Consider the following 18083-nt stretch of genomic DNA (forward strand, 5'->3'; position numbering starts at 1 on the left):
GACCGCGGTGCGTCAGACACACCGTTGTCACAGGCACACCGCGGTCGCGGGCAAGCGCGCTCCTACACAGAGATCGGGATCAGCCCCTGCCCTGTGAAACACACCGTGATCGAGTCCTGACGATGAACACTCAATACCGCAAGCCATTGCCTGGCACGTCTCTGGATTACTTCGACGCCCGCGCGGCGGTCGATGCGATCAAGCCTGGCGCTTATGCAACCCTGCCTTATACCTCCCGCGTGCTCGCCGAAAACCTGGTGCGCCGCTGCGACCCGGCAACGCTCGATGCTTCGCTGACGCAGTTGGTCGAGCGCAAGCGCGACCTGGACTTCCCGTGGTTTCCCGCGCGCGTGGTGTGCCACGACATTCTCGGCCAGACCGCGCTGGTCGATCTGGCAGGCCTGCGCGACGCCATCGCCGATATGGGCGGTGACCCGGCTCAAGTGAACCCGGTGGTCCCCGTGCAGCTTATCGTTGACCACTCACTGGCCGTCGAGCGCGGCGGGTTCGACCCCCAAGCGTTCGAGAAAAACCGCGCTATCGAAGATCGTCGCAACGAAGACCGTTTCCACTTCATCAACTGGACCAAAAAGGCGTTCAAGAACGTCGACGTGATCCCGCCGGGCAACGGCATCATGCACCAGATCAACCTGGAAAAAATGTCTCCGGTGATCCAGCTGCGTGACGGCGTGGCGTTCCCTGATACCTGCGTCGGTACCGACAGCCACACCCCCCATGTCGATGCGCTGGGCGTGATCGCCATCGGTGTGGGCGGCCTGGAAGCCGAGAGTGTGATGCTCGGTCGCGCCTCCTGGATGCGCCTGCCGGAAAGCGTCGGCGTCGAACTGACCGGCAAGCTGCAACCGGGCATCACGGCCACCGACATGGTGCTCGCACTCACGGAGTTTCTGCGCAAGCAAAAAGTGGTCGGGGCATGGCTGGAGTTCTTCGGTGAAGGTGCTTCGGCACTGACCCTGGGCGACCGCGCCACCATTTCCAATATGGCTCCGGAATACGGCGCCACTGCCGCGATGTTCTACATCGATCAGCAGACCATCGATTACCTCAAGCTCACCGGCCGCGAAGACGAGCAGGTGCAACTGGTCGAGCACTACGCCAAGACCACCGGCCTGTGGGCCGACAGCCTCAACGGTGCGCAATATGAGCGTGGCCTTACGTTCGATCTGTCCTCGGTGGTGCGCAACATGGCTGGCCCGAGCAACCCCCACGCGCGCGTGGCGGTGTCGGATCTCGCGAGCAAAGGCATCTCCGGCAAATGGGAAGACACTCCCGGTCAGATGCCCGATGGTGCGGTGATCATCGCGGCCATCACCAGTTGCACCAACACCAGCAACCCGCGCAACGTGATAGCCGCGGGGCTGCTGGCACGCAATGCCAACGCGCTGGGGCTGACGCGCAAACCCTGGGTCAAGTCTTCGTTGGCGCCGGGCTCCAAAACCGTGGCGCTGTATCTGGACGAGGCCGGACTGACCGACGAACTGGAACAGCTGGGCTTTGGCGTGGTGGCGTTTGCCTGCACCACCTGCAATGGCATGTCCGGCGCGCTGGATCCAGTGATTCAGCAGGAAATCATCGACCGCGATCTCTACGCAACGGCCGTGTTGTCGGGCAACCGCAACTTCGACGGGCGAATCCATCCGTACGCCAAGCAGGCCTTTCTCGCCTCGCCGCCACTGGTGGTGGCCTACGCCATTGCCGGCACGATCCGTTTCGACATCGAGAAAGATGTGCTGGGAATCAGTGCAGACGGTCAGGAAATCCGTTTGAAGGACATCTGGCCGACTGACGAGGAAATCGATGCCGTGGTCAAGGCCTCGGTCAAGCCGGAGCAGTTCCGGCAGGTCTACATCCCCATGTTTGCTATCCATGAAGACACCGGCCCGAAGGTCGATCCGCTGTACGACTGGCGCCCGATGAGCACCTACATTCGTCGCCCCCCCTATTGGGAAGGCGCGCTGGCGGGGGACCGTACGCTCACGGGCATGCGCCCGCTGGCAGTGCTGCCGGACAACATCACCACCGATCACCTGTCGCCTTCCAACGCGATCATGCTCGACAGCGCGGCGGGCGAATACCTGGCAAAAATGGGCGTGCCGGAAGAGGACTTCAATTCTTATGCCACTCACCGGGGCGANCCGAAACTGTTCAACGAAATGGTTCAGGAGAACGGCAAGGTCAAGCAGGGTTCGCTGGCGCGGGTCGAGCCGGAAGGCAAGGTCACGCGGATGTGGGAAGCCATCGAGACCTACATGGGGCGCAAGCAGCCGCTGATTATTGTGGCCGGGGGCGATTACGGTCAGGGCTCGTCCCGTGACTGGGCAGCCAAGGGCGTGCGTCTGGCCGGTGTGGAAGCCATCGTTGCCGAAGGTTTCGAGCGCATTCACCGCACCAATCTGGTGGGCATGGGCGTGTTGCCGCTGGAGTTCAAGCCAAGCACCAATCGCATCACGCTGGGCATTGACGGCACCGAAACCTTCGACGTCATCGGCGAACGCACCCCGTGCGCCACACTGACGCTGGTGATCCAGCGCAAAAACGGCGAGCGCGTGGAGGTGCCCGTCACCTGCCGTCTGGACACGGGCGAAGAGGTGTCGATCTACGAAGCGGGTGGCGTGTTGCAGCGCTTCGCTCAGGATTTCCTCGAATCGTCGGCCGTCGCCTGAAGTGATCTATAAAGGAAAAGATTTCATGGTTCATACAGCACAAATCAAGATCCCCGCGACCTACATGCGCGGCGGGACCAGCAAGGGCGTGTTTTTTCGTCTGGAAGATCTGCCTGAGGCCGCGCAGGTGCCTGGCCCCGCGCGTGACTCCTTGTTGCTGCGGGTGATCGGCAGCCCCGACCCCTACGCCAAACAGATCGATGGCATGGGCGGTGCGACGTCGAGCACCAGCAAAACGGTAATCCTGTCGAAAAGCAGCAGGGCCGATCACGACGTCGATTACCTGTTCGGTCAGGTGTCCATCGACAAACCGTTCGTGGACTGGAGCGGCAACTGCGGCAACCTCTCGGCCGCAGTTGGACCGTTCGCCATCAGCAATGGTCTGGTGGACGCCAGTCGCGTGCCGCACAACGGTGTGGCGGTGGTGCGCATCTGGCAGGCCAATATCGGCAAGACCATCATTGCCCACGTACCGATCACCGAAGGCGCGGTACAGGAAACCGGTGACTTCGAGCTCGATGGAGTGACGTTCCCTGCCGCCGAGGTCCAGCTTGAATTCATGGATCCGGCAGCGGAAGAAGAGGGCGCCGGTGGCTCGATGTTTCCCACCGGCAATCTGGTGGACGAGCTGGAAGTGCCGGGTGTCGGCAGGTTCAAGGCGACGATGATCAACGCCGGTATCCCGACTATCTTCGTCAATGCCAGCGACATCGGCTACACCGGCACTGAGCTGCAGGATGCGATCAACGGCGACCCTGAAGCCTTGAACCGGTTTGAGGCCATTCGGGCCTATGGCGCAGTGCGCATGGGCCTGATCGGCAATGTCGATGAAGCGGCCAAGCGTCAGCACACACCGAAAGTCGCGTTTGTAGCGGCGCCTTCCGAATATGTGTCGTCCAGCGGCAAACGGGTGACAGCCCAGGACGCTGATCTATTGGTGCGTGCGATGTCCATGGGCAAGCTGCATCACGCCATGATGGGCACCGCGGCGGTGGCCATCGGCACGGCGGCAGCGATCCCCGGCACGCTGGTCAATCTTGCGGCAGGCGGCGGCGAGCGCAGCGCGGTGCGTTTCGGCCATCCCTCCGGAACTCTGCGTGTGGGGGCTGAGGCCGCAATCGTTGACGGCGAATGGTCGGTGAAGAAGGCCATCATGAGCCGCAGCGCGCGGGTGTTGATGGAAGGGTGGGTGCGCGTGCCGGGTGATTGTCTCTAAGTACCGGTTCTCGCAGCCACGAAAACCCTGTAGCAGTCCGGCTCGCCGGCGCAAGCGCTTCTGAAGACGCCACCGCCGGCGAGCCGGGCTGCTACAGGGTGTAAGTGTTATTTAAAACGCCGTTCAACGCCTTTCTCCACCAACACCTTGGCCGAGATTTCTTCGACGGAAAAATGCGTGGAATTGATGTTCGGGATGTTCTCCCGGCGGAACAGGTTTTCCACCTCCCGCACTTCGAATTCACACTGGGCAAAACTCGAATAACGGCTGTTGGGCTTGCGTTCGTGACGGATGGCGGTCAGTCGATCCGGGTCGATGGTCAGGCCGAACAGCTTGTTGCGATGCTGTTTCAGCGCGGCCGGGAGTTGCAGGCGTTCCATGTCGTCTTCGGTCAGCGGGTAGTTGGCCGCGCGGATCCCGAATTGCATGGCCATGTATAGACAGGTCGGCGTCTTCCCGCAGCGCGAGACACCCACCAGAATGATGTCGGCCTTGTCGTAGTAGTGGGTTCGGGCGCCGTCATCGTTGTCCAGCGCGAAGTTCACCGCCTCGATCCGCTCCATGTAATTGGAGTTGTGACCGATGGAATGTGATTTGCCCACCGAGTAGGAGGAGTGTGAACTAAGCTCCTGCTCGAGCGGGGCCAGAAAGGTCGAAAAGATGTCGATCATGAAGCCGTCGGACGTCGCCAGAATCTCGCGGATGTCCTGATTGACGATGGTGTCGAAGATGATCGGACGCACCTCGTCCTTCTCGGCGGCCTTGTTGATTTGCTGGACCATGGCCCGTGCCTTCTCGACGCTGTCGATGTAGGGCCTGGTGAACTTGTTGAATGTTATGTTTTCAAATTGCGCCAACAGGCTCTGACCCAGGGTTTCGGCAGTGATGCCGGTGCCGTCGGAGATAAAGAAAGCGGATCGTTTCATTTGCGCCTTGGGCCTTAAGCTGGTGACGATTCTTGGATATCATAGGCGGGCTTGCGTGCCGTTACTGGCCGCATTCTACCTTTATTTTCAAGATTCAGCGTTTTCCGGATCCAGACCACAAGTGCGTGGAATCGCTGTCTTGCTGTTGATTCCAGCACCAACGCTTTTCCCAACAACAAATCGGTTAGTGGAGAGATCACCTTGGTAGAGTACGTAGTTTCCCTCGATAAGCTCGGCAAACATGATGTTGAGCATGTGGGGGGCAAGAACGCATCCCTCGGCGAGATGATCAGCAACCTGGCGGGCGCAGGCGTTTCCGTTCCCGGTGGCTTCGCCACTACAGCTCAAGCCTATCGTGATTTTCTTGAGCAGAGTGGTCTGAACGATCAGATTCACAAGGCACTCGATGCCCTGGACGTCGACGACGTCAACGCACTGGCTAAAACCGGTGCGCAGATTCGTCAGTGGATCATGGATGCCGAATTCCCCGAGAAGCTCAACGCCGAAATCCGTACCGCCTTCGCCGAACTCTCGGCCGGCAACCCGGACATCGCCGTTGCCGTGCGTTCTTCCGCCACCGCAGAAGACCTGCCTGACGCGTCCTTTGCCGGTCAGCAGGAAACCTTCCTCAACATTCGCGGCGTCGATAACGTGATTCGCGCAGCGAAAGAAGTCTTCGCTTCGCTGTTCAACGACCGCGCTATTTCCTACCGCGTACACCAGGGTTTTGACCACAAGCTGGTGGCACTCTCCGCTGGCGTGCAGCGCATGGTGCGTTCCGAAACCGGTACCGCTGGCGTGATGTTCACGCTGGACACCGAATCCGGTTTCCGTGACGTCGTGTTCATTACCGGTGCCTATGGCCTGGGTGAAACCGTCGTACAGGGCGCGGTCAACCCGGACGAGTTCTACGTCCACAAGAACACCCTTGAAGCCGGTCGTCCTGCGATTCTGCGTCGCAACCTGGGCAGCAAAGCCATCAAGATGATCTACGGCGAAGAAGCCAAGGCCGGTAAATCGGTCAAGGTGATCGACGTCGAGGCCGCTGATCGCGCGCGTTTCTGCCTGTCCGATGAAGAAGTCAGCAACCTGGCGCGCCAGGCGATGATCATCGAAAAACACTACCAGTGCCCGATGGACATCGAATGGGCCAAGGACGGTGACGACGGCAAGCTGTACATCGTCCAGGCGCGTCCTGAAACCGTGAAGAGCCGCAGTTCGGGCAACGTCATGGAGCGTTACCTGCTTAAAGAGAAGGGCACCGTTCTGGCCGAAGGCCGTGCCATCGGCCAGCGCATTGGCGCAGGCAAGGTGCGGATCATCAAGGACGTGTCCGAAATGGACAAGGTTCAGGCCGGCGACGTACTGGTCTCCGACATGACCGACCCGGATTGGGAACCGGTGATGAAGCGCGCCAGCGCCATCGTGACCAACCGTGGCGGCCGGACTTGCCACGCGGCAATCATCGCTCGTGAGCTGGGTATCCCGGCTGTCGTGGGTTGCGGCAATGCCACCGAGCTGTTGAAGGACGGCCAGGGTGTGACCGTTTCCTGCGCTGAAGGCGACACCGGTTACATCTTCGAAGGCGAGCTGGGCTTTGACATCAAGCAGAATTCTGTCGATGCGATGCCGGAACTGCCTTTCAAGATCATGATGAACGTCGGCAACCCGGATCGTGCCTTCGACTTCGCCCAGCTGCCAAACGCCGGTATCGGTCTGGCGCGTCTGGAATTCATCATCAACCGCATGATCGGCGTGCACCCCAAGGCGCTGCTGAACTACCCGAACCTGCCGCTGGACATCAAGGAAAGCGTCGACAAGCGCATCGCCGGTTACGACGATCCGGTCGGTTTCTATGTCGAGAAACTGGTAGAGGGCATCAGTACCCTGGCTGCTGCGTTCTCGCCGAAGAAGGTCATCGTGCGCCTGTCGGACTTCAAGTCCAACGAGTACGCGAACCTGATCGGCGGCAAGCTGTACGAGCCGGAAGAAGAAAACCCGATGCTGGGCTTCCGTGGTGCTTCGCGCTACATCAGCGAAAACTTCCGCGATTGCTTCGAACTCGAGTGCCGCGCCCTCAAGCGCGTGCGCAACGAGATGGGCCTGACCAACGTCGAAATCATGGTGCCGTTCGTGCGCACCCTGGGTGAAGCGAGTCAGGTGGTGGATCTGCTGGCAGAAAACGGTCTTGCCCGTGGCGACAACGGCCTGCGTGTGATCATGATGTGCGAGCTGCCGTCCAACGCCTTGCTGGCGGAAGAATTCCTCGAATTCTTCGACGGTTTCTCCATCGGCTCCAACGACCTGACTCAGCTGACACTGGGCCTGGACCGTGACTCCGGCATCATCGCGCACCTGTTTGACGAGCGTAACCCTGCGGTCAAGAAGCTGCTGTCCAATGCCATCCAGGCATGTAACAAGGCTGGCAAGTACATCGGCATCTGCGGTCAGGGCCCATCCGATCATCCGGATCTGGCGCGCTGGCTGATGGAGCAGGGCATCGAAAGCGTTTCGCTGAACCCCGATTCGGTACTGGAAACCTGGTTCTTCCTGTCCGAAGAGGAAGCTCCGAAGTGATGTAAATCGAGTAAGATGCTGGCCCGTTTCCGTGGGCCGGCTTTCTCAAGAAGGGCGGTCTCATTGATACCGCCCTTTTTCATGCGCCTTATTCAGGTGAAAGTTCAGCGCCGGGACAGCTCCATCGTGCTATCTCCGACGGTGCGCCACTTCAGTCAAGCAAGAGCAATATGCAGAGCAGCAGCAATCTATTTCCCGTGGCCTTGATCAGTGCCGAACGACGTGGCGATCTGATCGAGGACGTGTACCGCCTCAAACCCGGCAACAGCATGGACTTCACGGTCGAGCTGGTCGTGACCCGTCTGGGTCGGGTGGCCGCACCCGACGTGCGTGGTGTTCCGGTGATCCTGCTGCATGGCAGCTTCTCCAATCGCCGTTTCTGGTATTCACCCAAAGGCATTGGCTTGGGCGCCTATCTGGCGCGCGCAGGATTCGACGTGTGGATTCCAGAGATGCGCGGTCACGGTTTGTCGGTCCGCAACGAGGCCTACCGACATAACCGTGTGGCCGACTACGCGCGTTACGACCTGCCGGCGATCGCCGCATTCGTCGGTGAACAGAGCGGGCAGATCCCGCACTGGATCGGCCATTCGCTGGGTGGCACGACCCTGGCCGCCGCACTCGGCGGACATTATATGGGGGCCGATCAGGTAGCCTCCGCTGCATTGTTCGGCAGTCAGATCACCCGTAAATACTGGCCGCTTAAAGTGCCGCCATTGCAGTGGACCACGCGTTTGCTGCTCAAGCGCTTCGAGCATGTCTCTGGCCCGCGTTTCAAGCGGGGTCCCGAAGACGAGCCGATGGGCATCCTGCTGGAAAGCATGCGCTGGCACGGTCTGTTCGGGCGCTTCGGCGACAAGAAGGACGACTGGTGGTCCGGGCTTCGCCACGTGCAGGTGCCGGTTCTGTGTGTGGCGGGTGCCGGGGATCATCAGGATCCGGAATGGGCCTGTCGTGAGCTGTTCGAGCAGTTCGGTTCAGAGCACAAGACCTTTCTGTGTCTTGGGCGCGAGCAGGGGTACAGCGAAGACTTCGGTCATGTGCAAATGCTGGTCAGCAAGGCCGCGCAGGTCCAGGTGTGGCCACGCGTAGCGGATTGGCTCAACGATCAGGTTCGAGCGACTGACGCTGAATCAACGCTGAATAGGCTGGTAACTTCCTGAATTGAAGGCTTGCGGGGCATTCCTATGCCGTTGGCTTGGGACTAAGCTACACCCGGTCGAGTGGCCCGGGTCCATGAAACGGGACAAGACTCGTCGGTCAGGTATTTGTTCTATATAAGGAAGCAATGTGGACATCGGCGCGGTCACACGTGCGTGTCACTGGAAGCTGAACCGAACAGGTTTATCCTCGTAAGCCATGCCTCAAATGACAGGAGTTCCCCATGCACTACATCACTCCGGATCTGTGCGACGCCTACCCTGAGCTGGTTCAGGTGGTCGAGCCGATGTTCAGCAATTTCGGGGGGCGCGATTCCTTCGGTGGTCAGATCGTCACCCTCAAGTGTTTCGAAGACAACTCACTGGTGCGTGAACAGGCCGATCAGGACGGCAAGGGCAAGGTGCTTGTGATCGACGGCGGCGGTTCGCTTCGCCGTGCGCTGCTCGGTGACATGCTGGCAGAGAAGGCCGCCAGAAATGGCTGGGAGGGCATGGTCATCTACGGTTGCGTGCGTGATGTCGATGTTCTGGCACAGACCGATCNGGGCGACCTGAATGTGGTGGTGAGTTTCGGCGGTGTGACGTTCCGTCCGGGTGAGTACGTGTATGCCGACAACAACGGCATCATTGTCTCACCAAGCCCCCTGAAAATGCCGGACTGACCGGACTTCTTCCGCGCCTCGAGGCAGGTCGCGGGGACAACAAGGACAACGAATGTTCGATGAGACCAACGCGCAATGGGGGCTGGTACATGCCCTGGTACTGGACGGTAGGGGCGGGGCGCGTTCAATAGCTCGAACCGAACTCGATAGCCTGGAACTGGAGCCCCATGAAAGTGTGTGGCTTCATTGGGATCGCGGTCATCCACAGACCCAGACCTGGCTGCGCACCGCCAGCGGCCTCAGTGAGTTCGTCTGCGATCTGATGCTTGAAGAAAACACCCGTCCACGCTTGCTGCCGTTGCCGGATGATGAATTGCTGCTTTTTCTGCGCGGGGTCAACCTGAACCCCGGCGCTGAACCTGAAGACATGGTGTCGGTGCGCATCTTCGCTGCCGCGCAGCGTGTGATTTCCTTGCGCCTTCGCTCGCTGCGGGCGACGGACGAACTGATCGAGATGCTCAACCAGGGAAAGGGGCCGAAAACCGCTTCCGAGCTGCTGGTGTACCTCGCTCAATTGCTCACCGACAAGGTCCAGGCGGTGGTCAGCGAGTTGACCGAACTGGTCGACGACATGGAGGAGCGCATAGATGCCGACGAACGGTATGTTCCTGAGCATGGCAACATGGTGCACATCCGCAGGCGCGCCGCTGGCATGCGCCGGTTTCTGCACCCGCAACGAGAAATCTACGCCCAGTTGACCCGGAGCAAGATGCCCTGGTTCGTCGAGGACGATGCTGATTACTGGAACGAATTGAACAACAGTCTGACGCGTTATCTGGAAGAGCTGGAATTGACTCGCGAGCGTGTGGGGCTGGTGCTGGAGGCCGAAGATAGACGCCTCAACGAGAGAATGAACCGCACCATGTACCGCTTTGGTATCGTCACCGGCATTTTCCTGCCGATGAGTTTTCTCACCGGCTTGCTGGGGATCAACGTTGGTGGGATTCCCGGTTCGGATAACCCCTACGGATTTGCGTTCGCCTGCGCCCTGATGATCGTCGTCGCGGTGGGGCAGTTTTGGTTGTTCAAGCGTCTGCGATGGGTGTGACGGGCAAAAAAACGCCGCGTCTCGAATCTGTTTTGTGACTCATGCAAAATTGCCTGCGTCTTTCAGTGACATCACGTGAGGTGCCTATGCACGACCCGTTTGAAGAATCACTGCGAGACATGCTCAACTCTTCGTCCTCCAGCCGGGACGACGATGCTGTGCTGGGTCGCGTGCTCAAGACCGCCAATCGCCAGGTAGGCGCCGGTGATCTGTTCGGTCTGCTGGGCCGCTGCACACAAGCTCTGATGATTGCCGTGAACAACGGCTCGGCTCACGTTTCACCTGTTTCCCGTCGAGAGACGATTGCCGGTCACTCTTTTTCCGGTGCTAAAGACAAGGCTGATTGAATATGGAATTGGATCTCTGGACACAGAGCCTGGTCACCGCAATGACTGCGTTGTGGACCAAAGTCGCGAACTTCATCCCGAACCTGTTCGGCGCTCTGGTGGTTGTTCTTCTGGGTTTCGTGGTGGCAAAGCTGCTCGACACCCTGTTGTCCAAGCTGTTGGCAAAACTGGGTCTGGATCGCCTCATGGGGGGCACCGGCCTGACCAAACTGATCAGTCGCGCGGGCATTCAAGTCCCGATCTCGACCCTGATCGGAAAGATCGTGTATTGGTTTGTGCTCTTGATTTTCCTGGTGTCGGCGGCAGAATCCCTCGGCCTTGAGCGGGTCTCGGCGACACTGGACATGCTGGCGCTGTACCTGCCGAAGGTGTTCGGCGCGGCCCTGGTGCTGCTGGTAGGTGTTCTGCTGGCGCAATTGGTCAACGGTATCGTGCGGGGCGCGGCCGAAGGTGTCGGTCTGGATTACGCGGCAGGCCTGGGGCGAATTGCCCAGTGGCTGGTCATCATCATCAGCATTTCGGTGGCGATCAGTCAGCTTGAGGTAAAAACCGATCTGCTGAATCACGTCATTGTGATAGGTTTGATTACCGTTGGTCTGGCAATTGCGCTGGCAATGGGGTTGGGTAGCCGCGAAATCGCGAGCCAGATCCTGGCAGGAATTTATGTGCGGGAGTTGTACCAGGTAGGGCAACAAGTGCGTGTTGGAGAGGTCGAAGGGCAGATCGAAGAGATTGGCACGGTGAAAACCACGTTGCTGACCGACGAAGGAGAACTGGTGTCGCTGTCGAACCGGATCCTTCTCGAGCAGCGAGTGAGCAGCCGCTGAACCGGCAAATCTGCTAATGTATGCCGCCGCGAAATCCCGGGGCTCCCGGGAAGTGGCGGACATCTACCCGACTGTCGGCACGACTTGTTTTGAATAAACCCCAATCGCTCTCACTGCGTTACGACCCCCGCGAGCTCTCTGATGAGGAGTTGGTTGCGCGCTCGCACGCCGAGTTGTTCCACGTGACTCGAGCTTACGAGGAGCTGATGCGTCGCTACCAGCGGACACTTTTTAACGTCTGCGCGCGGTATTTAGGGAACGATCGCGATGCTGACGATGTCTGTCAGGAGGTGATGCTTAAGGTGTTGTATGGCTTGAAGAATTTCGAAGGAAAATCGAAGTTCAAAACCTGGCTCTACAGCATCACCTACAACGAATGCATCACGCAGTACAGGAAGGAGCGGCGAAAGCGTCGGTTGATGGACGCTTTGAGTCTGGACCCCCTCGAGGAAGCGTCTGAAGAAAAGGCGCCGAAACCGGAAGAGAAGGGCGGACTCGATCGCTGGCTCGTGCATGTGAACCCGATCGACAGGGAGATTCTGGTACTGCGATTCGTCGCAGAACTGGAATTTCAGGAGATCGCAGACATAATGCATATGGGCCTGAGTGCCACAAAAATGCGATACAAACGGGCACTCGATAAATTACGTGAGAAATTTGCAGGCGTGACCGAAACTTAACTCGGAGCAAATATCTCTAACGGGCAGGCAAGTTCTGATAGACTTGCCGATGAGTTGTCTCTCGATAAGGGGGACTGCTTTACAATCACCAGATGGGGATTTAACGGATGAAACTGAAAAACACCTTGGGCTTGGCCATTGGTACTATTGTTGCCGCAACTTCGTTCGGCGCTCTGGCACAAGGCCAAGGCGCGGTCGAAATCGAAGGCTTCGCCAAGAAAGAACAGTTCGACAGCGCTCGTAATTTCAAAAACGACGGTAACCTGTTCGGCGGTTCTGTTGGCTACTTCCTGACCGACGACGTTGAATTGCGTCTGGGCTACGACGAAGTGCACAACGTGCGCAGCGACGACAGCAAGAACATCAAGGGCGCTAACACCGCTCTGGACGCTCTGTACCACTTCAACAACCCGGGCGACATGCTGCGTCCGTACGTCTCGGCTGGTTTCTCCGATCAGAGCATCGGTCAGAACGGCAGCGGCGGTCGTAACCGCTCCACCTTCGCCAACATCGGCGGCGGTGCCAAGCTGTACTTCACCGACAACTTCTACGCTCGTGCTGGCGTTGAAGCTCAGTACAACATCGACCAGGGCGACACCGAGTGGGCTCCAAGCGTCGGTATCGGCGTAAACTTCGGTGGCGGTTCCAAGAAAGTTGAAGCTGCACCAGCCCCAGTGGCTGAAGTGTGCTCCGACAGCGACAACGACGGCGTTTGCGACAACGTCGACAAGTGCCCTGACACCCCGGCCAACGTTACCGTTGACGCCAACGGTTGCCCGGCTGTTGCTGAAGTCGTTCGTGTTGAGCTGGACGTTAAATTCGACTTCGACAAGTCGGTCGTCAAGCCAAACAGCTACGGCGACATCAAGAACCTGGCTGACTTCATGAAGCAGTACCCACAAACCACCACCACTGTTGAAGGTCACACTGACTCCGTCGGTCCTGACGCTTACAACCAGAAACTGTCCGAGCGTCGGGCAAACGCCGTTAAGCAAGTTCTGGTTAACCAGTACGGTGTTGGTGCTGAGCGCGTGAACTCGGTAGGTTACGGCGAAACCCGTCCAGTTGCTGACAACGCAACTGACGCTGGCCGCGCTGTTAACCGTCGCGTAGAAGCACAAGTAGAAGCCCAAGCTAAGTAATTAGCCCCCGCTTCAAGAAAAACCCGGCCTCGGCCGGGTTTTTCTTTTTCTGGTGTCACATGATTGGCCGGCTTTCAGTCCTTGCGTTGCTGTCAGGCGTGAATCGGCTGCGTTCGAACAGCTTCATTGCACATGGCCGTGAGCGTTTGTGCCTGTCGTGCGACCTCGCCGATGACCATCACCGCCGGGCTTTTGAGAACGAAGTCTGCGGCATCGCTCTGCATGTCTTGCAGGCAGCTGCGACATTCACGCTGATGGGGCAGCGAAGCGTTTTCGATCATTGCCACCGGCGTCTGGCCGGGCATTCCTGCTGCCAATAACTGATCGCGAATATCACCGAGCTTGGCCACGCCCATATAGACCACCAACGTGGTGCCGCTCTGCGCCAGGGCGCGCCAGTTCAGGCTGCTGTCGTCTTCCGTGTGCGCGGTCACCAGTGTCACGCCTCGAGCGATGCCACGCAGTGTCAACGAGATGCCGCTCTGGGTGGCGCCTGCCAGGCCAGCGGTGATGCCGTTGACGATCTCGACGTTGATTCCATGCTCGCCCAGCCATTGGGCCTCTTCCCCACCACGTCCGAAGATGCACGGGTCCCCGCCTTTGACCCGGACCACGCATTTGCCTTGTCGGGCGTAGCGCAGCATCAGGCGCTGGATGAAGGCTTGCGGCGTCGAGCGGCAACCGCCGCGTTTCCCCACCGCAATCACCCGGGCCTCAGGGCAATGCTCCAGAATGGCGCGATTGACCAGATCGTCGATCAGCACCACATCGGCCTCGCCGAGCGCGCGCACGGCCTTGAGGGTCAGCAGTTCCGGATCACCAGGGCCTGCACCCACAAGCCAGACTTTTGCATTCATGACATTCCCCTCATTACATGGCCCGGCCGCGAGCGCGGCGGCCGGTCGAGTTCAGTTCGGTTGGTTTCAGTGTTTGAACAGCCAGATCCACAGCAGCAGGTTCACCAGCAACGAGAGCAGCGCCACGGTGCGCCAGACCTTGAGCGGCTCGCGCTCCAGCAACGGCTTGGGGCGTGTGTCCAGTGTTGCCAGCTCGCCCTGTTGAAATTGCAGCAGCCACTGCTCGGCGGTTTCGAAACGCTTTGCCGGGTCGGCCTGAAGGGCGCGATCCAGATGCCGTTCCAGCCAATCCGGTATGTCCGGCCGATAGCGGCTGACCGGAACGGGATTGCCGAAGCGTCGATGCTGAAACGCCTCGATTTCCCCGTAGGGATAGTGGCCGGTGAGCAGAAAGTACAAGGTCACGCTGGCGGCGTAGAGATCCAGCGAGGGAGCGGGTTCGGCGCCCCCGAAGGCTTCCGGCGCGATAAAACTCGGCGTGCCGGGAACGTCGCCCTCAACCATCGACGAGAGGCCGGGACAGAACGCCAGGCCGAAATCCAGCACGCGCAATTCCCCGCCGTTATCGATCAACAGATTCTCCGGTTTGATGTCGCGATGCACGATGTTGCGCCGATGCAGCAGGCCCATGGCGCCGATCAGATCCCTTGCCAGACTCAGCCAGCGTGCCAGTTCCATCGGACCTTGCTGCGCGAAGGTCTGAGCGAGTGTCTGTCCAAGGTATTCGCGCATCACGTAATACAGGTGCTGGCGTTCAGGCAGCGGATGGACGTGCACAAAGAATCGTCCTGCGACCCTGCGCAGAAACCATTCTTCCAGCAACAGCGCCTGCCCGGCACCGCTTTCATTGCGGCGCGCATCGGGCAAGGTCTTGAGCAACCAGCGTTGCTGCTGAGCGTCGCGTACGCGATAGAGCATCGATTGACGGGAATCGCCCAGGCGCGTCTCAACCTGCCATCCCTCGAAGGTGTGGCCTGGTTTCAATGCGGGCGGCAAGGGCCACTGCTGCAATTGCAACAGCGTGTCGCCCAAGGCGTCGGAGCCCAGTTGGTCGACATGAATCAGCAGCGCGCTGGCATTGTCCTGGCTGCCTGCCAGATGCGCCGAATTGACCAGCGCCCGAACGGCGGCATCAAGGTCTTGCTGATCGTTGAGGATCGAGCGGATGCTGGCGTCGTTGAGCCTCGACCAGACGCCGTCGCTGACCAGCAGCAGGCGCTCGCCCTCACGCAGTTCGCCGTCCAGATAATCCATGACCACAAACTGATCCAGCCCCAGGGCGCGCTTGAGTACGTGCTGCATGTCCGGTTGCTCCCAGACATGGTCTTCGCTGATGCGCTGCAAGGTCCCGTCGAACCACCGATATACCCGACAATCGCCCACGTGGGCCAGGGTGAAGCGGCGACCGCGCAGGACGATGGCGCTGAGCGTCGTCAGCAGACCGTTGGCCTGTAGCCAGCGGTTTTGTGCCAGCAACAGGCGGTCCAGCGCGTGCGCCACGCCCCAGGTTTCAGGGGTCGAGTAGTAATCCAGCGCCAGTGCCTGAAGGGTCGAACGGGAGGCCAGGCCGCCATCGACGCACTGACTGACGCCGTCGGCCAGGGCAAACAGGTAGCCCTTGCTCGCCGCCAGCGCCGGAGCCGGGGTGACAAGGCGCGTTGCGTCCTGATTCTCCGCTCGCGGGCCACTGGCACTGAACTCGGCAAAGCGCAATTGCAGGCCAGCGGACGCGACCGGTTTCAACGTCAGGGGCTGATTCATGGCCACTCCTCAGGGCGGATCAGACGCGCGCGGCAGTCACGGCAGCCGAACCCCAGGTGGTTCTCCAGCGGCGTTTGACGTTCATCAGGCCGAACCAGGCCAGAACACCCAAGAGGGCAAACAGCCACAGGCCCAGTTGGTAGTCGCCCGTGTTCTGTTTGATCGCACCCAGACCCGCTGCCAGCAGGAAGCCGCCAATGCCGCCGGCCATGCCGATCAGGCCGGTCATGACGCCGATCTCCTTGCGGAAACGCTGAGGCACCAGCTGAAACACGGCACCGTTACCTGCGCCAAGGCCCAGCATCGCGGCAACGAACAGGGCCAGCGCCGCCCAGGAAATCGGGAGATTGAAGCCCACGGCGGCGATGCAGATCGCGGCCACGGCGTACATGCCGGACAATGTGCGGATGCCGCCGAAACGGTCGGCCAGCGCGCCACCGAGCGGGCGCATCAGGCTGCCACCGAAGACGCACGCGGCAGTGTAATAACCGGCCGTCACCGGGCTGAGGCCGTATTGATCGTTGAAGTAACCGGGCAGGGCGCTGGCCAGGCCGATGAAGCCACCGAAGGTGACACTGTAGAAAAACATGAACCACCAGCTGTCACGGTCACCGAGGGCCTTGAAGTAGTCGCCCATGGACTTGGCTTTCGGCCGCTCAGGGGCGTTTTTGGCCATCAGCGAAAACGCGATCAGGGTCAGCAGCAGCGGCGCGACCGCGAAGCCGAACACGTTGCTCCAGCCGAAGCTGGCCGCCAGGACTGGCGCAATCAGTGCTGCGAATACGGTGCCCGAGTTGCCCGCGCCGGCGATGCCCATGGCCTTGCCTTGGTGTTGCGGCGGATACCATTGCGAGGCCAGAGGCAGCGCGACGGCGAACGATGCGCCCGCCATGCCGAGGAATACGCCCAGCAGCAGGGCTTGCTCGTAGCTGTGAATGCCCAGTTGCCAGGCGCAGAGCAGGGCCACGATGACGATGACCTGTCCGATGATTCCGGCCGTCTTCGGGGACAACTGGTCTGCGAGCATGCCCATCAGGAAGCGCAGAATGGCGCCCGCCAGAATCGGCGTGGCGACCATCAGGCCGCGTTGCTGGGTGGTCAGGTGCAGATCGGCGGCGATTTGTACTGCCAACGGGCCGAGGAGGTACCAGACCATGAAGCTCAGGTCGAAGTAGAGGAAGGCTGCGAACAGCGTGGGTTTGTGGCCGGCTTTCCAGAAACTTGTATTCATCAAACACCTCATCTGCAGGAAATCGTTGCCGGTGCCTTGGTGCTCGCACCGTCACGGGTCAGGTCTTGCAGGTGAAGCACCAACCCGGCGCTCCACCCTGGCCCTTTCTCGAGGGCCGAAAACGCAAAAACGTCGCAACCCTGTCCGCGTCTGGCGAAGGGGTGTGCGACGTCTTTGTCGTAAGTGGGGCAACCGCCGTTGGCTACCTGTGGGATGTACCTAGCAAAACGTGGGCCATAAGACCTTGGCGCAATGGTCACTCAATCTCTGTAGCGGTCCGGCTTGCCGGCGGTGGCGGTAGATCATGCGACTCGACGCACCGGTAACGCCCATTCGCCAGCAAGCCTGCTCCCACAGGATTTGCGGGAGGGTGGCTCATGCGGGGAAATCACCCCAGCAATTCACTCATGGCAATGATCTGCTCGGCGACCTGGATCAGCTTCTGCTGGCGGCTCATGGCCTGACGGCGCATCAGGGTGTAGGCCTCTTCTTCATTGCAGCTTTTCATCTTCATCAGCAGGCCTTTGGCGGTCTCGATGCGTTTGCGTTCGGCCAGTTGCTGATCGCGGGCATGGAGTTGCGCGCGCAGGTCCTGATCGCTTTCGAAGCGGGCCATCGCGACGTCGAGGATCGGTTGCAGGCGCTGGGCGTGGATGCCTTCGACGATGTAGGCGCTGACGCCGGATTTGATCGCCTGGCGCATGACGTCTGGGTCGTGCTCGTCGGTGAACATCACAATAGGGCGGGGCAGGTCGCGGGTCACCAGCACCACTTGCTCCATGACGTCACGGCCGGGGGACTCGGTGTCGATCAGGATCACGTCAGGGCGTACCGCCTGCACGCGCTCGGGCAAGTCGATGATCAGACCGGACTCGTCGATCACCTCGAAACCCGCTTCGGTGAGGGCCGCTTTCAGGCGCCCGACTTTCTTGGGCGTGTCGTTGATCAGCAGGATTCGCAACATA

Annotated in this window: 15 protein-coding genes and 2 pseudogenes; 12 read left to right on the forward strand and 5 right to left on the reverse strand. The window is 60.0% G+C overall.

The annotated features are described in order from the left end of the window. Positions 1-122: 122 nt before the first annotated feature. From acnD to prpF, 3 genes and pseudogenes are all read left to right on the forward strand, one after another. Positions 123-2155 (forward strand): Fe/S-dependent 2-methylisocitrate dehydratase AcnD (gene acnD / locus D3M70_RS13745; RefSeq protein ID WP_256659844.1); only part of this gene is annotated, 2033 nt, incomplete at its 3' end. Between the two features lies 1 nt (position 2156). Then, positions 2157-2684, forward strand: a pseudogene (locus D3M70_RS33185) (Fe/S-dependent 2-methylisocitrate dehydratase AcnD); the annotation flags it as partial. A 25-nt stretch (positions 2685-2709) separates the two neighbouring features. Beyond that, entirely contained in the window at positions 2710-3900 is a 1191-nt protein-coding gene (gene prpF, locus D3M70_RS13750; RefSeq protein ID WP_120126301.1) for a 2-methylaconitate cis-trans isomerase PrpF, read from the forward strand. Between the two features lie 107 nt (positions 3901-4007). Here the strand turns inward: prpF and D3M70_RS13755 are convergent, their stop codons facing one another. Further along, positions 4008-4826, reverse strand: coding sequence for a pyruvate, water dikinase regulatory protein (locus D3M70_RS13755; protein WP_081566090.1), 819 nt, complete (start codon positions 4824-4826; stop codon positions 4008-4010). A gap of 201 nt (positions 4827-5027) precedes the next feature. On the opposite strand from D3M70_RS13755, the gene ppsA reads away from it, so the two are divergent. The 9 genes and pseudogenes from ppsA (at position 5028) to D3M70_RS13795 (ending at position 13269) form a co-directional block, all read left to right on the forward strand. Next, positions 5028-7403 carry a phosphoenolpyruvate synthase gene (gene ppsA / locus D3M70_RS13760; RefSeq protein ID WP_120126302.1) on the forward strand — a complete coding sequence of 792 codons (2376 nt, stop codon included), beginning with the start codon at positions 5028-5030 and terminating at the stop codon, positions 7401-7403. A gap of 170 nt (positions 7404-7573) precedes the next feature. Then, entirely contained in the window at positions 7574-8566 is a 993-nt protein-coding gene (locus tag D3M70_RS13765; RefSeq protein ID WP_120126303.1) for an alpha/beta fold hydrolase, read from the forward strand. 221 nt (positions 8567-8787) lie between these two features. Next, positions 8788-9106: ribonuclease E activity regulator RraA (gene rraA / locus D3M70_RS13770; protein WP_256659845.1), on the forward strand; the 319-nt coding region annotated here is incomplete at its 3' end. 1 nt (position 9107) lies between these two features. Then, a pseudogene (locus D3M70_RS33190) lies at positions 9108-9225 on the forward strand (putative 4-hydroxy-4-methyl-2-oxoglutarate aldolase); the annotation flags it as partial. Between the two features lie 52 nt (positions 9226-9277). Then, a complete protein-coding gene (locus D3M70_RS13775; protein ID WP_120126305.1) occupies positions 9278-10273 on the forward strand; it encodes a zinc transporter ZntB in 996 nt (331 codons plus the stop codon). An 86-nt stretch (positions 10274-10359) separates the two neighbouring features. Continuing rightward, positions 10360-10620, forward strand: coding sequence for a CrfX protein (locus D3M70_RS13780; RefSeq protein ID WP_120126306.1), 261 nt, complete (start codon positions 10360-10362; stop codon positions 10618-10620). Between the two features lie 2 nt (positions 10621-10622). Next, positions 10623-11447, forward strand: a complete 825-nt coding sequence (locus tag D3M70_RS13785; RefSeq protein WP_120126307.1) for a mechanosensitive ion channel domain-containing protein — start codon at positions 10623-10625, stop codon at positions 11445-11447. Between the two features lie 89 nt (positions 11448-11536). Further along, the gene (sigX, locus tag D3M70_RS13790) at positions 11537-12127 is read left to right on the forward strand and encodes an RNA polymerase sigma factor SigX (RefSeq protein ID WP_093458388.1); all 591 of its coding nucleotides are present in this window, start codon (positions 11537-11539) and stop codon (positions 12125-12127) included. 107 nt (positions 12128-12234) lie between these two features. Further along, on the forward strand, positions 12235-13269 hold the full coding sequence (locus tag D3M70_RS13795) for an OmpA family protein (RefSeq protein WP_120126308.1): 1035 nt from the start codon (positions 12235-12237) through the stop codon (positions 13267-13269). A gap of 92 nt (positions 13270-13361) precedes the next feature. Here D3M70_RS13795 and cobA read toward each other — a convergent pair whose 3' ends face one another. The 4 genes from cobA to D3M70_RS13815 form a co-directional block, all read right to left on the reverse strand. After that, positions 13362-14126: a uroporphyrinogen-III C-methyltransferase gene (cobA, locus tag D3M70_RS13800; protein ID WP_120126309.1), complete on the reverse strand. Its 765-nt coding sequence runs from the start codon at positions 14124-14126 to the stop codon at positions 13362-13364. 66 nt (positions 14127-14192) lie between these two features. Then, entirely contained in the window at positions 14193-15887 is a 1695-nt protein-coding gene (locus D3M70_RS13805) for a bifunctional protein-serine/threonine kinase/phosphatase (RefSeq protein ID WP_120126310.1), read from the reverse strand. A gap of 19 nt (positions 15888-15906) precedes the next feature. Beyond that, positions 15907-17118: a NarK/NasA family nitrate transporter gene (locus tag D3M70_RS13810; RefSeq protein WP_120126311.1), complete on the reverse strand. Its 1212-nt coding sequence runs from the start codon at positions 17116-17118 to the stop codon at positions 15907-15909. A gap of 388 nt (positions 17119-17506) precedes the next feature. Further along, positions 17507-18082 carry an ANTAR domain-containing response regulator gene (locus D3M70_RS13815; protein WP_120126312.1) on the reverse strand — a complete coding sequence of 192 codons (576 nt, stop codon included), beginning with the start codon at positions 18080-18082 and terminating at the stop codon, positions 17507-17509. Position 18083: the final 1 nt, after the last annotated feature.

The organism is Pseudomonas sp. LS-2, from assembly GCF_003605735.1.
In the GTDB taxonomy this organism is placed as follows: domain Bacteria; phylum Pseudomonadota; class Gammaproteobacteria; order Pseudomonadales; family Pseudomonadaceae; genus Aquipseudomonas.

Coding starts and splice junctions, on each gene's coding strand:
- D3M70_RS13810 (WP_120126311.1), bottom strand. CDS start 17,118: ATGAATACAAGTTTCTGGAAAGCCGGCCACAAACCCACGCTGTTCGCA.
- D3M70_RS13755 (WP_081566090.1), bottom strand. CDS start 4,826: ATGAAACGATCCGCTTTCTTTATCTCCGACGGCACCGGCATCACTGCC.
- cobA (WP_120126309.1), bottom strand. CDS start 14,126: ATGAATGCAAAAGTCTGGCTTGTGGGTGCAGGCCCTGGTGATCCGGAA.
- D3M70_RS13765 (WP_120126303.1), top strand. CDS start 7,574: ATGCAGAGCAGCAGCAATCTATTTCCCGTGGCCTTGATCAGTGCCGAA.
- D3M70_RS13775 (WP_120126305.1), top strand. CDS start 9,278: ATGTTCGATGAGACCAACGCGCAATGGGGGCTGGTACATGCCCTGGTA.
- D3M70_RS13795 (WP_120126308.1), top strand. CDS start 12,235: ATGAAACTGAAAAACACCTTGGGCTTGGCCATTGGTACTATTGTTGCC.
- D3M70_RS13815 (WP_120126312.1), bottom strand. CDS start 18,082: ATGTTGCGAATCCTGCTGATCAACGACACGCCCAAGAAAGTCGGGCGC.
- D3M70_RS13785 (WP_120126307.1), top strand. CDS start 10,623: ATGGAATTGGATCTCTGGACACAGAGCCTGGTCACCGCAATGACTGCG.
- D3M70_RS13780 (WP_120126306.1), top strand. CDS start 10,360: ATGCACGACCCGTTTGAAGAATCACTGCGAGACATGCTCAACTCTTCG.
- D3M70_RS13805 (WP_120126310.1), bottom strand. CDS start 15,887: ATGAATCAGCCCCTGACGTTGAAACCGGTCGCGTCCGCTGGCCTGCAA.
- prpF (WP_120126301.1), top strand. CDS start 2,710: ATGGTTCATACAGCACAAATCAAGATCCCCGCGACCTACATGCGCGGC.